The organism is Herbidospora mongoliensis (assembly GCF_001570545.1).
Classification (GTDB): Bacteria; Actinomycetota; Actinomycetes; order Streptosporangiales; family Streptosporangiaceae; genus Herbidospora; species Herbidospora mongoliensis.
The window spans coordinates 121,332-135,419 of sequence record NZ_BBXD01000021.1; the positions used below are offsets into that span (position 1 = coordinate 121,332).

Below are 14,088 nucleotides of genomic sequence, written 5' to 3' on the forward strand. Positions count from 1 at the left end.
GTTATGTCGGTGCCGTCCGGCACGATGACGGCATGATTCACGCGGACATCACGATCTCGCTCGACGGCTTCGTCGCAGGCCCCGACTGGGCTCCCGGTCGCGGTCTCGGCGACGGTGGCGAGCGCCTCCACTACTGGGTGTTCGGCGGGCCGTGGAGCTACGAGAAACCCGCGTTCGAGGGCGAGAAGCACCCCGTCGACGCCGAAGTCCTCGCCGAATTTCAGGGCGCGGGGGCCGTCATCGTCGGCCGGGGCATGTTCGACGCGGGCGATCAGTGGGGCGGCGCCAACCCATTCGGCAGCCCGGTCTTCGTCCTGACCAACCGCGTCACCGACGACCTGCCGACCGACTTCACCTACGTCACCGGCGCATCCGAAGCCCTGGAACAGGCTCGCGCGAAGGCGGGCGACGGGGTGATCGCCATCGGCGGCGGTGCCGACGTGATCAGGCAGTATCTGCGCATGGGCGTGGTCGACCGCCTGGGCATCCACATCGCACCGCTGGTCCTCGGCGCGGGCACCCCGCTGTTCGACGGCACCTTCCAGTCCGACCTCGACCTGGTCGACTGCCGCCACTCGCCGCTGGCGACCCACCTGACCTACGACATCAGGCGCTGAACTGCTCGCGGGCCCAGCGATAGTCCGCTTTCCCCGCCGGTGATCTGACCAGCAGGTCGACGAAGGCGTACTGCCGGGGGACCTTGTAGCCCGACAGCCGTTCGCGGCAGTGGGCGTCGAGGTCCGACTCCGTGAGGTCCTTCGTCCGGGGTTCTATGACGGCGGCGACCCGGTGGCCCCAGCGGTCGTCGGGTAATCCCGTCACCACGGCGTCGAAGACACCCGGATGACCCTTCAGCACCGCTTCGACCTCTTCGGGGAAGACCTTCTCGCCGCCCGTGTTGATGCACTGGGAGCCGCGACCGTAGACGCGGATGGTCCCGTCGGTCTCAACCTTGGCGAGGTCGCCGGTGAGCAGCCACTTCACGCCGTCGGCGTCGGTCACGAACGTCTCGGCGGTCTTCGCCGCGTCCTTGTAGTAGCCGTGCGCGATCCGTCCGGTCTTGGCGACGACGCCCATCTCGCCGGGGCCGACCGGGCGCAGCGCGCCGTCGAGGACGGCCATCGTCGCGTTGGGGTTGGGCTGGTATTTCAGGCCCGCCTCCGGCGATGATCCGGCGACGGCGGAGGCGGTGTAGCCCGACTCGGTCGAGCCGAAGCTGTCCATGATCATGACGGTCGGCAGCAGCCCCTGCAGGCGGTCGCGGACGGTGCCGGTCAGGATCGCGCCGGTCGAGCTGAAGACGAACAGCGACGACAGGTCGTAGGCCCCCGTCTCCAGTCCATCTGCCAGGGCGTCGGCCAGCGGGACGGCCATCGCGTCGCCGGTGATGTTGATCGACATGACCTTCTCGCGGCCGATCGCCCGCAGCACCGCGTCGGCGTCGAAGCGCGGCACGTACACCATCGTGGCGCCCATCCAGAAGGCGATGAACGTCCCCATCTGCGCGGCCCCGTGCATCAGCGGCGCGGCCGCCATCATGGTGAGCGGGCCGCCGGCGCGGGCCTGCTCGACCACCGCCTCCGGCGTCGTGTGCGGCGGGCCGTAGGGGTTGCCGCCGCCGAAGGCCATGAACAGGTCCTCGTGGGTCCACATCACCCCTTTGGGCAGGCCGGTGGTCCCGCCGGTGTAGATGATGTAGAGGTCCGCGCCGTCGCGCGGCCCGAAGTTTCGCTCCGACGCGCCTTCCAACGCGGTTCTGTACGGCACCGCGTCCGCGATCCCCGAATCCCCCACCGCGATCAGGTGCCGCATCCGATCGGTGCGCGCCGCGGTGACCCTGTCGTCGAACTCCGAGGAGTAGACCAGGGCGACCATGTCCGAGTCGTCGTACAGGTACCGCAGTTCCTCGGCCACATACCGGTAGTTCACGTTCACCGGCACCGCGCGGATCTTGAGAACGGCCAGCAGCGCGGTCACGTATTCGAGCCCGTTGTACAGGTGGATCCCGACGTGCTCCCCCGGATCGACGTGTGCGGCCAGGTGGTTGCCGAGCCGGGTCGCGGCGGCGTCGAGTTCGGCGTAGGTCATGCGGTCGTCGCCGCAGATCACAGCCGTCCGGTCGCCGATGGCGTCGGCGATGCCCTCGAAAAGGTCCGCGTGGTGGAACCTCATGGCTTCTCCGCTCCGACGATCCACATGGCGAAGAACTGCGCGCCTCCGCCGTACGCGTGCCCGAGGGCCTTCCTGGCCCCCTCGACCTGGTGTTCGCCGGCCATGCCCCGGACCTGGAGCGCGGCCTCGGCGAACCGGATGAGCCCGGAGGCGCCGATGGGGTTGCTCGACAGCACGCCGCCGGAGGCGTTCCACGGGATGTCTCCGTCGAGCGCGGTGGCGCCCGACTCGGTCAGCTTCCAGCCCTCGTTGACGCCGCAGAACCCGAGGTTCTCCAGCCACATGGGCTCGTACCAGCTGAACGGCACGTAGACCTCGGCCACGTCCAGGTCGCGGCGGGGATCGGTCACGCCGGCCTGACGGTAGACGTCCGCGGCGCAGTCGATGCCGGCCTGCGGGCTGACCGTGTCCCGTCCCGCCCGGAAGATCGGTTCCGAGCGCATCGCGCCGCCGTGCACCCAGGCGGGCGTGCCCGTCACCGCCTTCTCGGACGACAGCACCATCGCGCACGCGCCGTCAGAGGACGGACAGGTCTCCAGGTAGCGGATCGGCTCCCACAGCATGGGCGTCGACTCGACCATGGCCCGGTCGATCCCGGGGATCTTGAGGTGGGCGTAGGGATTCTTGAGAGCGTTCAACCGGTCCTTGACCGCCACCAGCGCGCCGATGTGATCGGGCGCCCCCGACCGCCGCATGTAGTCGCGGATGTGCGGCGCGAAGTAGCCACCCGCCCCCACGACCAGCGACGACGTGAAGGGGAGATGGGTCGACAGGGCCCACGTGGCGTTCGATTCGCTCTGTTTCTCGTACGCCACCACCAGCACCCGATCGTGCACGCCGCCCTGGATGAGCGAGGCCCCGACCAGGGCGGTCGACCCGCCGACGCTGCCGGCCGTGTGCACCCGCGTCACGGGTTTCCCGGCCGCGCCGAGCGCGTCGGCGAGATAGGCCTCCGGCATCATCACGCCCTCGAACAGGTCGGGCGCCTTGCCGATGACCACGGCGTCGATGTCGGCGAACGTCAGACCGGCGTCTTCGAGCGCGCGCAGGGCCGCCTCGCGGACCAGGCCCGCCATGGAGACGTCCCGGCGCCGGGTCGTGTAGTGGGTCTGGCCGACCCCGATGACCGCGCAACGATTGCCCATCACGACTCCCGGGACAGGACGGCGACCAGGTTCTGCTGCAGGCAGGGCCCGCTGGTGGCGTGGGCGACGGCCCTGGCGGCGGTGCCGTCCATGACCCGCCGGGCGGCCTCGCCGATGCGGATGAGCCCGGTCGCCATGACCGGGTTGGCGGCCAGCGGCCCGCCGGAGGGGTTGATGTCGGTGCCGGCCCCGAGGCCGAGCGCCTTGACGAGGATCGTCTCCTCGTGGGCGAACTGGACGTGCAGCTCGGCGACGTCGACATGGCCCTTGCCGACCCCCGCCGCCGTTGCGGCAGCGGCGGCGGAGGCCGACAGGGCGAGGTCCCTCATGCCCGGATAGTGCGGGTCTATGCGATGGGCGATGCCATTGATGTACGCGAGGTTCGTGCGCTCCCGGAGCAGATCGCCCGCGACCAGCACGATCGCGGCGGCTCCGTCCGTGATCGGCGCGGTTTCCACGGGTTCGGGAAGCCTGAGCGCGAACTCATTGGTTTGAGCGGATTCCCAGCTCCGCCGGGCGATCTTCTTGACGTCGCTGCTGACGGCGCTGCCCTGGAGACCCGCGTACGAGAGCTGGTCGAGGCCGAGCGGCGCCAGGTAGTACGGGTCGAGCTGAAGGGTCATGATCTCGCGCAGGTCGCCCATCGACGACTTGCCGAAGCCGTAGACCAGGGCCGAGTCGAGGTCGCCGTGCTGTAATCGCACCCACGCCTCGTAGAGGGCGAAGGCCGCGTCCATCTCGACGTGGCTCTCCTGGATGGGTGGCCAGGCGCCGACCGCGTCGAGGGCCGACACGAACGAGAACGGCGCCCCGGCCAGGTAGTCGCAGCTCCCCGAACAGGTGAAGCCGAATTCCTGGAGGCCTGACTGTTCGCGTACAGAGCGGATGATCGGGAGAATCAGCTCCGCCTCCGCCAGCCCGGTGTCGTGGCCGGTGTGCGTGGTCTGCGCGAACGCCGCGACGGCGACCGGTCTCATCACGCCTCCCGTTCCGGCGCGAACCACTTCACGGCCCCGCCCTCGAACACGGCCCGCACCCGCATCCCCTCGACGACCTCCGTGGCCGGGATCTCCGCCAGCAGCGCGATGATCGGGATGTCGGCCCCGTCGAGCAGGATGTACGCCGACACGAACGGCACCTGCGGCGCCCGGGGATCGGGCAGGTTGTTGATCGCGAACGTGGTGACCGTGCCCGACGGCCCGACCTCGAGTTCCTCCTCGATGACCGACCCGCACTGCGGGCACGACAGCCGGTAGGGCACGTAGACGCTCCGGCACGACGGACACCGGCCCGCGAGGAAGACGTTCCTGGTCAGAGCGTCGAGATAGCGGGCGAGCGCGGCACCGGGCGTCACCGTGTACTCGGTCCGCACGTTCGCCACGATCGTGGTCACTTCCGGGACGAAACACTCGATGTCGGTGATCGAGCCGACCCGGTCATGACGCCAGCGCGGCCACACTCGCAATCCGGTGCGCATCGCCTTCAAAGACCCGCCGTCCACCGCGTGCACCAATGACGTGTCGGCACCGTCGAGCCTGATCAGCGCCCACGCGAACGGCCGGTCGAGCGGGTGGTTCTTGCGCGGCGCGTCGACCCAGGTCCACTCGCGCACGGTCCCGGCGGGCCCGACCTCGACGAACTCGGGGAGCGTGGGCTCGCCGGTCAGCGGGTCGTACTCCAGCGGCGGCACCAGCACTTTCTTCGCGGCGGTGCGCACCCCGACGATCCGGCCGGCGCGTAACTCGGTGAGGAAGCGGCCGATGACCGGCCCGGTCGACCGGGTGTAGCCACCCGGGAACTCCAGCACGTGGTTAGGTTCAGATGGCACTGGCCCGGCCCTCCCAGTAAGGCGCCCGGAGTTTGCGTTTCAGCAGCTTGCCGTTGGGTTCGCGCGGCATCTCCTCGATGAAGTCGATGGTCTTGGGCCACTTCATGGTCGACAGCCGCCCCTGGAGCGAGGCCAGCAGTTCCTCCACGAGCTCCGGCCCGGGAATCACCCCTTCGGCGGGTTCGACGACGGCCTTGATCTGCTCGCCCCACTCGTCGTCGGGGATGCCGAACACGGCGACGTCGGCGACCTTGGGGTGGATGAGCAGCTCGTTCTCGATCTCGGCGGGGTAGATGTTGGCCCCGCCCGAGATGATCAGATCGGCCTTGCGGTCGCACAGGAACAGGAACCCGTCAGCGTCGAGGTAGCCGATGTCGCCGACGGTGAAGAAGTCGCGCAGCCGGTTGGCCTGGGTCTTCTCGGGGTCGCCCTTGTACTCGAACGCGGCGGCGCCCATCTTCATGTAGATCGTCCCGGGGGTGCCCTGGTCGACGGGGTTCATGTCGTCGTCCACGATCAGGAGCTGGCTGATGGGCCAGGCGTTGCCGACCGTGCCGGGATGCTTCTTCCAGTCCTCCGGCGACGCGATGGTCCCGCCGCCCTCGGTGGCGGCGTAGTACTCCCAGACGACGTCGCCCCACCAGTCGAGCATCGCCGACTTCACCGGCACCGGGCAGGGCGCGGCGGCGTGGATCATCCACCGCAGCGACGACAGGTCGTAGCGGTTCCGGGTCTCCTCCGGTAGCGACAACAGCCGCTTGAAGTGCGTCGGGACCAGGTGGGAGTTGGTGACGCGGTAGCGCTCACACAGCCGCAGCGTCTCCTCGGCGTCCCACTTGTCCATCAGCACGAGTGTGTGGCCCATGTGCAGCGCGCTGCCGCCGAACTGGGTGACCGCGGTGTGGTAGGCGGGCGCGGTGACGAGGTGGGCGTTGGGCTGCCCTTCCGTGATGCCGAACAGCCTGAGCAGCGAGGTCATGAGTTCGGCCATGTCGTCAGGATCGAGGCCGCTCAGTCCGCGCCTGACCCCTTTGGGGCGGCCGGTCGTCCCGGACGTGTAGTGCATGGTCGCGCCCGCGGTTCTGCCCGTGGGCAGGCTCGACGGCCCGGAAGGGATCGGCGAGAACCCCTCGACCTCCCCGAACGCGAAGCACCGTTCCGGCCCCAGCCCGGCCCGGCCCTTGATCCCCTCGGCGGCGAACCTCTCGTCCACGAAGTAGGCCTTGGCCTCGCTGTCCTCGACGATGTACGCGATCTCCGGCCCCGTCAGGTGCCAGTTGACCGGGGTGTAGTACCACCCGGCCTGGAGCGCGGCGAGGTAGAGCGTCAGCCCGTCGGCGCCGTTGGGCACCAGCCCGCAGATCCCGTCCCCCGGCTTGAGGCCGAGGTCGCGCAGCCCGTGCACCAGCCGGTTGGCGCGGGCGAGCAGGTCACCGGCCTTGTGCTCCGTGCCGTCGGGGTCGATCGCGGCGATCCAGGCGGGGTCGGCCTGCGCCAGGCGCCAGAATCCGAGTGATCCCATGGGCGTTCCTTCCAAGCAAGCGCTTGATCTCCGGAGGTCGGCGTCGGACAGTACGTACGTGGAACGCTTGCCGATCAGCACCCCGCACTGCCGAGTCGACCGCGACGGCCACGTCGTGATCGTGACCATGGACCGCCAGGAGGCGCGCAACGCGCTCTCCACCGACATGCTCGTCGGGCTGGCGGACGCTTGGGCGTACATATCCGACCAAAAAGACGTCAGGGTCGGCATCCTGACCGGCGCGGGCGGCACGTTCTGCGCCGGCGCCGACCTCAAGGCCATGGCCGGCCCCAGCGCGGACGAACAGGTCCGCAAACGGGCCGCCGAGATCCCCAACTACCACTGGCGCGGCCTGCTCCGCGAGGCGATGCCGACCAAACCGATCGTCTGCGCCGTCGAGGGCTACGCGGTCGCGGGCGGCACCGAGCTGCTCGTCGGCACCGACCTGCGGGTGGTCGCCGAGAGCGCGACGCTGGGCCTGTTCGAGGCCAGGCGGGCGCTGTTCCCGATGGGCGGCAGCGCGATCCGGCTGACCCGTCAGATCCCCTACGCCTTCGCGATGGACCTGCTGCTCACCGGCCGTGCGGTCGGCGCCCACGAGGCGCAGCGGATGGGCCTGGTCAACCAGGTCGTGCCCGACGGGCAGGCCCTGGCGAAGGCCCGCGAACTGGCCGACGCCGTGGCCGCCAGCGGCCCGCTGGCGGTCCAGGCGATCCTGCGGGCCCACCGCGACACGGTCGGGCTGCCGGAGGAGGAGGCGTTGAAGATCTCCGACGCCCTCGGCTGGCCGGTCATCGGCAGCCAGGACGCCAAGGAGGGCGCGCTGGCCTTCCGGGAGAAGCGGCCCGCCCGCTTCACCGGTCACTGATGGCCCGCAGCCGGTCCATGGCCTCGACGTAGCCCTCGACGAGGTCGAAGATCACCTGCCTGGCCGGTTTGACGTCGTTCATCGCGCCGATGATCTGACCGGCCGGGAAGGTGGCCAGCTCGGTCGCGTCCGACCGGCCGATGCGCCGGATCGCGTCGCTGACCAGCATGAACTGGAGCGGCATCGGCAGCGTGCCAGGCGAGTCCGCGGCCTCCCACGCGTCGGTCCACTCGTTCTTGAGCAGCCGGGCCGGCTTCCCCGTCCACGACCGCGACCGGACGGTGTCCCGCGAGGTGGCCGCGAGGATCCGCCGCCTGGCCATCTCGGGGGTGTCGGCCTCCTCGACGGTCAGCCAGATCGAGCCCGTCCACACCCCTTCGGCCCCGAGCGCGAGCCCGGCCGCGACCTGCCGCCCGTCGCCGATGCCCCCGGCGGCCAGCACCGGCACGTCCACCGCGTCGACGACCTGCGGGATCAGCACCATCGTGGAGATCTCGCCGGTGTGCCCGCCCGCCTCGGTACCCTGCGCCACCACGAGGTCGACCCCGACCTCGACCTGCTTGATCGCGTGCCGGGGGGTGGACGCGAGCGCCGCGACCTTCACGCCCTTGGCATGGGCCTGCTCGACCACGTCGGCGGGCGGCGGCCCGAGCGCGTTGGCGAGCAGCGCTATCGGGTGCTTGAGAGCGGTCTCGACCTGGGGCCGCGCGGTGGCGTCGGTCCAGCCGAGCAGCACCCGCCCGGCCGCGGTCTCCGACTCGGCCACGCCGTGCCGGGCCAGCAGGTCGTCGACGAACTTCCGGTGCCCCTCGGGGATCATCCCCTGGAGCCGCCCGACCAGTTCCTCGGGCGCGAAGTCGGCGCCCTCGTAGGAGGCCGGCATGACCACGTCGACGCCGTAGGGCCTGCCGTCGACGTGCTCGTCGATCCAGTTGAGCTCGGTCTCGAGCTCCTCCGGCGTGAAGTAGAGGGCGCCCAGGACGCCCATGCCCCCGGCCCTGCTGACCGCCGCGACGACATCGCGGCAGTGGCTGAAGGCGAAGATCGGGAACTCTAGGCCGAACATGTCGGCCGCGCGCGTCCGCATGCCCCGACGCTACAACTGAACTGCAACCTGTTCCAGGTCTTGAATCAGGCCCGGAACAGGTTTATGAAACATGTTCTTTACTTCCCCGGCTCGGGGTCGCGGGGCAGGCCCAGCATGCGCTCGCCGATGATGTTGAGCTGCACCTCGGTGGTGCCGCCGTAGATCGTCATGGCCCGGGTGGCCAGGATCGCCCGGTTCCAGTAGCCGGCGTCGCCGAGCTTCCAGTCGGCCGCCGTCACCGCGGCCGGGCCGAGCAGGTTCACCGCGCATTCGGAGACGTGCTGCGCGTGCGAGGTCGACAGCAGTTTGCGCACCGACGCGTCGGCGCCCGGCTCGGTCCCGGCGAGCTGCTTCAGGGTGACCCGCAGCGACAGCGCGTTGATCGAGTGGCCCTCGCAGACGACGCTCGCGAACTCCTGCCGCTCCACCGGCGTCAGCTCCCGGCCGAGCCGCCCGGCCAGCCCCACCAGGTCGGGGACCGACGCCCCGGTGCCGCCCGCGCCCGACGACAGCGAGACCCGCTCGTTGGACAGCGTGTTGCGGGCCACCTTCCAGCCCTGGTTCACCTCGCCGACCACGAGCTCGTCGGGCACGAACACGTCGTCGAAGAAGACCTCGTTGAACAGGTTCTCGCCGGTCATCTCGGTCAGCGGCCGGACCGTCACGCCGTCGGTCTTCATGTCGACGATGAAGTAGGTGATGCCGTCGTGCTTGGACCCCTCGCTGGACGTGCGGGCGATGAGGATCCCCCACTCGGCGACGTGCGCGACGCTGGTCCAGATCTTCTGCCCGTTGAGCCGCCAGCCGCCCTCGACCCGTTCGGCCTTCATCTGGACGTTGGCCAGGTCGGACCCCGCGCCGGGCTCGGAGAACAGCTGGCACCAGATGAGTTCCCCGCTGAGCGTGCGCGGCAGGAAGCGCTGCTGCTGCTCCTCGGTGCCGTACACGGCGATCGAGGGCACCACCCACGCGCCGATGATCATCTGCGGCATCTTGAGTCCGGCCGCCTTGATCTCCTGCTGGATCAGCACCTGCTCCAGCGGCGACGCGTTCCGGCCCCACGGCCGCGGCAGGTGGGGCATCACGAACCCGGAGGCCGCCAGCGCCCGCTTCTGCTCGATCCCCTCGATCGCGACGATCTCCGCCAACTCGGCGCGGATCCGCTCGCGCAGCGGCTCGGCGTCGGCCGGCAGGTCGAGCCGCATCTCCCGGCTCACCCCGGCCAGGCTCTGCCCGGCGACCAGCTCCTTCCAGTCGGCCGACGACCCCAGGAGCGCCCGGATCGTGAGGGCGCGGCGGAAGTAGAGGTGGGCGTCGTGCTCGAAGGTGTAGCCGATGCCGCCGAAGGTCTGGATGGCGTCCTTGGCGCACTGCACGGCCGCATCGGGGGCGACCACCCCGGCGATCGCGGCGGCGTAGTCACGCTCGGAACCGGTGGCGCGAGTGGCGTCCCAGACGGTCGCGCGGGCCTGCTCCAGCACGACCAGCATGCGCGAGATCTTGTGCTTGATCCCCTGGAACTGGCCGATCGGACGGCCGAACTGCTCCCGGACCTTGGCGTAGTCGGCGGCTGCGGTGACGCACCAGGAGGCGACTCCGATGGCGTCGGCGCCCAGCAGCACGGCGGCCAGGTGGTGCACGGTCTCCCTGGTCAGACCGTCGAGGGTGCGCCCCTCGACGCCGGACAGTTCGACGCGGGCGACGCCTCTGGTGAGATCGAGCGCCGGGATCGGGGTGATGGTCGCGGCCGAGGCGTCGATCACGATCCACGACTCGCCGACCGGGAGGACCAGGATGTCGGCCTGCGCGGCTCCCAGCACCTGCTCGGCCACACCCGAGACGGTCCCGTCACCTGACGCGGTCAGCGCGGCGTCAAGGGCGAGGGCGCCGGTCTTGGTGCCGTCGGCCAGCCCGGCCAGCAAGTCGGACTTCTCATCGGAGGCGTGGATCGCGGCGCTGGCCAGCACGGTCGGCACGTAGGGGCCGGGCGCGATCTTCTCCGCCAGGGCCTCGACCGCCACAGCGGCCTCCAGCAGGCCGTAGCCGGAGCCGCCGACGTCTTCAGGCAGGTGCAGGCCGAGCAGTCCTTGATCGGCGAGGCCGGACCAGAAGGGGGGTCGCTCGTCCGATTCGGCGCGCACGACCTGCGACGTGATGAACCGGCCCGCCCAGCCGGTCACCGACTCACGCAGTGCTTCGTGCTCTTCGCTCAGCCCGATCGCCATTTGGCCCCTCCACACTCGGCAATGTGGACAGAATCATATTCTAGAAGAAGCTTCGAGGCTACCGGGGACGGACCGTCTCAAGCAGCACGTTCAGGTCCTTTCGCAGCTCCTTCCGCGAATCGGGCACCGAGGCGAACAGCATCGCGGGCTTTCCCGATGTCGCCACGAGCACCACGATCGCCTCGGCGGTATGCCTTTTGCCGCCGGTCTCCCAGGCCACCCGGTAGCCGAGCACCCATCCGGTGCCGTTGGGGATCTTCTGCGAGGCGGTCCACTCAAACGTCGCCTCTTTGGGCTGGTAGCGGGTGACCGTCCAGCGGGCCGCCTTGGCGGTCAGGTCACGCCACTTGGGCGCCGTCTTGGGGGTGCCGGGATTCGCGCCGGGGATCGGGCCCGAGGCGATGATCGCCTGACCGGCGCGCTGGCGGAACTGGAAGGGGTCGGGCTTGATCTGCTCCCAGGGGTCGGCGAAGGCGGCGTACACGATCCCGGAACGCCGGTCGTCGATGAGGCCCGCCGTCGGTGTGCCGGCCCCGGAATAGGCGGCCGGCGCCTTCTGCGCCGGAGGTTTGGGCAGCGAGAGCGCGGTGCGCGACGGTTTCGGTTTCGGGGAGGGCGCGGTGGCCGACTCGGCGGCGGGCAGGACGGCCACCTCGCGCGACGGCTCGTCGGAGGAGAACGCCGAGAAGGCGAACACCACCGCGGCCACGGTGACCAGCGCGGCGAAGATCGTCCACAGGATCCGCATCCGGTTGCCTTTGCGCGGTGGTGGCGGAACCGGGGCGGGGACCTCTTCGACGGGAGGGCGATAAATCGGTAATGGGGTGGTTGGCGCGTCGTAGGAGCGTGCCGACGGCCGGGCTGGGGTGCCGTGTTCGTCCGCCATGACGGCAGATTACGTCAAAATTCATGATCGAAGCCGGACGATGGCACGGTCCAATACTTTGGCCAACGGTGCTGGCATCCGGTGATCTACCTGGGTAGACAGGTTCGCATGGAATTCTCGCCGGTCATCAGCCGGATCGCCGTTCTCGCCTGCCTCGCGGCAGTGCCCGGCTGCTCGAACTCGTCACCCGGTACGACGACGGCGACCCCCGCGCCCTCCGCCTCGGCGAGCGCGAGCACGCCGGCGTCCCCGCCACAGGGGGCCCTGGGCTTGCAGTCGGCCTACGAAGACGTCATCCACCGGGTGCTGCCGTCAATCGTGCAGATCACCACCGGAAACGCCCTGGGATCCGGCATCGTCTACGACGCCCAGGGCCACATCGTGACAAACGCCCACGTGGTGGGCGAGTCCCGCACCTTCCAGGTCACTCTTCCGACGGGCGGCCCATCCCGCAAGGCCACCCTCGTCGGCTCCTTCCCGGCGGGCGACCTGGCCGTCATCAAGGTCGACGACCCCCGCGGCCTCACCCCGGCGACGTTCGGCGACTCCACCAAACTCCGGGTGGGCCAGATCGTGCTGGCCATGGGCAACCCGCTGGGCTTCTCCGGCACGGTCACCTCGGGCATCGTGTCGGCGCTCGGCCGGACGGTCTCCGGTCCCCGGGAGGGCGGCATGCCCGGCAGCACGATCACCAACGCCGTCCAGACCTCCGCGCCGATCAACCCGGGCAACAGCGGCGGCGCCCTGGTCGACCTGCGCGGCGAGGTGATCGGCATCCCGACGCTGGGCGCCAACGACCCGGAGCAGGGCCCCGCCGACGGCATCGGCTTCGCCATCCCGAGTGCGACCGCCACCGACATCAGCAAGCAGATCATCACGAACGGCCGGGTGGTCAACACGCGGCGGGCGGCTCTGGGCGTCCAGGTCGGGACGGCCATCGGCGACGACGGAGAACCGATGGGTGTGCAGGTCGGCGCGGTCACCCCGAACGGCCCGTCCGCGAAGGCGGGGATCCGCAACGGCGACGTCATCACCAGCGTCAACGGGAAGCCCACCAAGGACACGGCCGACCTCAGCGAGGTGCTGGCCACGCTCAAGCCCGGCCAGAAGGTGCCCGTCGCGGTGCAGCACTCCGACGGCACGAAGACGACCGTCCAGGTCACCCTGGGCGAGCTTCCCGGAGGAAACTGACAATTCCGTGTAAGAAGTTGGCCCTCTTCCAGGGCTCAGCGCTACGGTCGGGCTCGTGACATCAGATCTGGATACCTTCATCGCCGGTCTGCCCAAGGCGGAGCTGCACGTCCACCACGTCGGCTCCGCGTCCCCCCGGGTCGTGGCCGAGCTCGCCGCCCGCCACGAGGGCAGCACCCCCGTGCCCGCCGACCCCGAGCGGCTGGCCGAATTCTTCACCTTCCGCGACTTCACCCACTTCATCGAGGTGTACGTCGCGGTGCTCAACCTGATCCGCGACCCCGAGGACCTGTGGCAGCTGATCTACGGGGTGGGCCGGGATCTCGCGGCGCAGAACGCGCGCTACGTCGAGCTGACCGTGACGCCGTACACCCACCTGATCAACGGCTTCGCCCCTGAGCAGTTCTGCGAGATCATCGAAGACGCCCGCGCGTCCGTCGCGAAGGATCACGGGCTGGCCTTCAAGTGGATCTTCGACATCCCCGGCGAGCTGGGCATCCCGGCGGCCGAGAGCACCCTGCGGGTCGCCCTCGACCAGCGCCCCGACGGCCTCATCGGCTTCGGCCTCGGCGGCCCGGAGATCGGCGTGCCGAGAAGGCAGTTCGCCCCCTACTTCGACGCCGCCCGCGCCGAGGGCCTCCACTCGCTCCCGCACGCCGGCGAGACCACCGGCCCCGAGACCGTGTGGGAGGCGCTGCGCGACCTTTCGGCGGAGCGCATCGGCCACGGCATCGGCAGCGCCCGCGACGTCGCACTGATGGAATACCTGGCCGAGCACCGGATCCCGCTGGAGGTCTGCCCGACGTCCAACGTCTGCACCAGGGCCGTCGCGTCGCTGGAGGAGCACCCGCTGCCCGAACTGGTGAAGGCCGGCGTGTTCGTCACCATCAACTCCGACGACCCGCCGATGTTCGGCACCTCCCTGAACAAGGAGTACGCCGTCGCCGCCGACCTGCTCGGCCTGGACCGCTCAGGTCTCGCCGACCTGGCCGGAAACGCGGTTCAGGCGTCATTCATGGACGAGCCGAGCAAGCGCTCTTTGCTAGCCGAAATAGCAGACTGCGCCCGTCTTTAAAGGATCCCGTCGGGAAATAACGGTTTCTTAGGCATTGTTCGCGATCACTGGGTCTAAGCTGACTCGAAGCCGAGCCTTCCTTGGAGTCC

Annotated in this window: 12 protein-coding genes; 4 read left to right on the forward strand and 8 right to left on the reverse strand. The window is 69.9% G+C overall.

What is annotated here, in order from left to right; genetic code table 11:
- The first annotated feature begins 32 nt into the window (after nucleotides 1-32).
- Nucleotides 33-617 carry a dihydrofolate reductase family protein gene (locus AW272_RS31165; protein WP_066372884.1) on the forward strand — a complete coding sequence of 195 codons (585 nt, stop codon included), beginning with the start codon at nucleotides 33-35 and terminating at the stop codon, nucleotides 615-617.
- On the opposite strand, the gene AW272_RS31170 is transcribed toward AW272_RS31165, so the two are convergent.
- The 5 genes from AW272_RS31170 to AW272_RS31190 are packed head-to-tail and all read right to left on the reverse strand — an operon-like array spanning nucleotide 607 to nucleotide 6,667.
- Entirely contained in the window at nucleotides 607-2,172 is a 1,566-nt protein-coding gene (locus AW272_RS31170; protein ID WP_066372886.1) for an acyl-CoA synthetase, read from the reverse strand. The two genes, AW272_RS31165 and AW272_RS31170, sit on opposite strands and share 11 nt — an antisense overlap.
- Nucleotides 2,169-3,317 (reverse strand): thiolase family protein, encoded by a 1,149-nt coding sequence (locus AW272_RS31175; protein ID WP_066372888.1) that lies wholly within the window; start codon nucleotides 3,315-3,317, stop codon nucleotides 2,169-2,171. Before AW272_RS31175 ends, AW272_RS31170 begins: the two co-directional genes overlap by 4 nt.
- On the reverse strand, nucleotides 3,317-4,294 hold the full coding sequence (locus AW272_RS31180; RefSeq protein ID WP_066372889.1) for a thiolase family protein: 978 nt from the start codon (nucleotides 4,292-4,294) through the stop codon (nucleotides 3,317-3,319). Before AW272_RS31180 ends, AW272_RS31175 begins: the two co-directional genes overlap by 1 nt.
- A complete protein-coding gene (locus AW272_RS31185; RefSeq protein ID WP_066372890.1) occupies nucleotides 4,294-5,145 on the reverse strand; it encodes a Zn-ribbon domain-containing OB-fold protein in 852 nt (283 codons plus the stop codon). The genes AW272_RS31180 and AW272_RS31185 overlap by 1 nt, the downstream gene beginning before the upstream one ends.
- Nucleotides 5,135-6,667, reverse strand: coding sequence for an acyl-CoA synthetase (locus AW272_RS31190; protein ID WP_066372891.1), 1,533 nt, complete (start codon nucleotides 6,665-6,667; stop codon nucleotides 5,135-5,137). The genes AW272_RS31185 and AW272_RS31190 overlap by 11 nt, the downstream gene beginning before the upstream one ends.
- A 58-nt stretch (nucleotides 6,668-6,725) precedes the next feature.
- On the opposite strand from AW272_RS31190, the gene AW272_RS31195 reads away from it, so the two are divergent.
- Nucleotides 6,726-7,535, forward strand: a complete 810-nt coding sequence (locus AW272_RS31195) for a crotonase/enoyl-CoA hydratase family protein (protein WP_245657811.1) — start codon at nucleotides 6,726-6,728, stop codon at nucleotides 7,533-7,535.
- On the opposite strand, the gene AW272_RS31200 is transcribed toward AW272_RS31195, so the two are convergent.
- The 3 genes from AW272_RS31200 to AW272_RS31210 form a co-directional block, all read right to left on the reverse strand.
- Entirely contained in the window at nucleotides 7,522-8,622 is a 1,101-nt protein-coding gene (locus AW272_RS31200; RefSeq protein WP_066372894.1) for an NAD(P)H-dependent flavin oxidoreductase, read from the reverse strand. The genes AW272_RS31195 and AW272_RS31200 overlap by 14 nt on opposite strands.
- Before the next feature lie 77 nt (nucleotides 8,623-8,699).
- Complete coding sequence (locus tag AW272_RS31205) at nucleotides 8,700-10,847, reverse strand: acyl-CoA dehydrogenase family protein (RefSeq protein ID WP_066372896.1); 2,148 nt, start codon at nucleotides 10,845-10,847, stop codon at nucleotides 8,700-8,702.
- Between the two features lie 58 nt (nucleotides 10,848-10,905).
- On the reverse strand, nucleotides 10,906-11,595 hold the full coding sequence (locus AW272_RS31210; RefSeq protein WP_066372898.1) for a hypothetical protein: 690 nt from the start codon (nucleotides 11,593-11,595) through the stop codon (nucleotides 10,906-10,908).
- A 246-nt stretch (nucleotides 11,596-11,841) separates the two neighbouring features.
- Between AW272_RS31210 and AW272_RS31215 the strand changes: the two genes are divergently transcribed.
- Both AW272_RS31215 and AW272_RS31220 read left to right on the forward strand, forming a co-directional pair.
- Nucleotides 11,842-12,924, forward strand: coding sequence for a S1C family serine protease (locus tag AW272_RS31215; RefSeq protein WP_066372900.1), 1,083 nt, complete (start codon nucleotides 11,842-11,844; stop codon nucleotides 12,922-12,924).
- A gap of 55 nt (nucleotides 12,925-12,979) precedes the next feature.
- The gene (locus AW272_RS31220) at nucleotides 12,980-13,999 is read left to right on the forward strand and encodes an adenosine deaminase (protein WP_066372901.1); all 1,020 of its coding nucleotides are present in this window, start codon (nucleotides 12,980-12,982) and stop codon (nucleotides 13,997-13,999) included.
- Nucleotides 14,000-14,088: the final 89 nt, after the last annotated feature.

Coding starts and splice junctions, on each gene's coding strand:
- AW272_RS31165 (WP_066372884.1), top strand. CDS start 33: ATGATTCACGCGGACATCACGATCTCGCTCGACGGCTTCGTCGCAGGC.
- AW272_RS31200 (WP_066372894.1), bottom strand. CDS start 8,622: ATGCGGACGCGCGCGGCCGACATGTTCGGCCTAGAGTTCCCGATCTTC.
- AW272_RS31215 (WP_066372900.1), top strand. CDS start 11,842: ATGGAATTCTCGCCGGTCATCAGCCGGATCGCCGTTCTCGCCTGCCTC.
- AW272_RS31190 (WP_066372891.1), bottom strand. CDS start 6,667: ATGGGATCACTCGGATTCTGGCGCCTGGCGCAGGCCGACCCCGCCTGG.
- AW272_RS31175 (WP_066372888.1), bottom strand. CDS start 3,317: ATGGGCAATCGTTGCGCGGTCATCGGGGTCGGCCAGACCCACTACACG.
- AW272_RS31180 (WP_066372889.1), bottom strand. CDS start 4,294: ATGAGACCGGTCGCCGTCGCGGCGTTCGCGCAGACCACGCACACCGGC.
- AW272_RS31205 (WP_066372896.1), bottom strand. CDS start 10,847: ATGGCGATCGGGCTGAGCGAAGAGCACGAAGCACTGCGTGAGTCGGTG.
- AW272_RS31170 (WP_066372886.1), bottom strand. CDS start 2,172: ATGAGGTTCCACCACGCGGACCTTTTCGAGGGCATCGCCGACGCCATC.
- AW272_RS31210 (WP_066372898.1), bottom strand. CDS start 11,595: ATGCGGATCCTGTGGACGATCTTCGCCGCGCTGGTCACCGTGGCCGCG.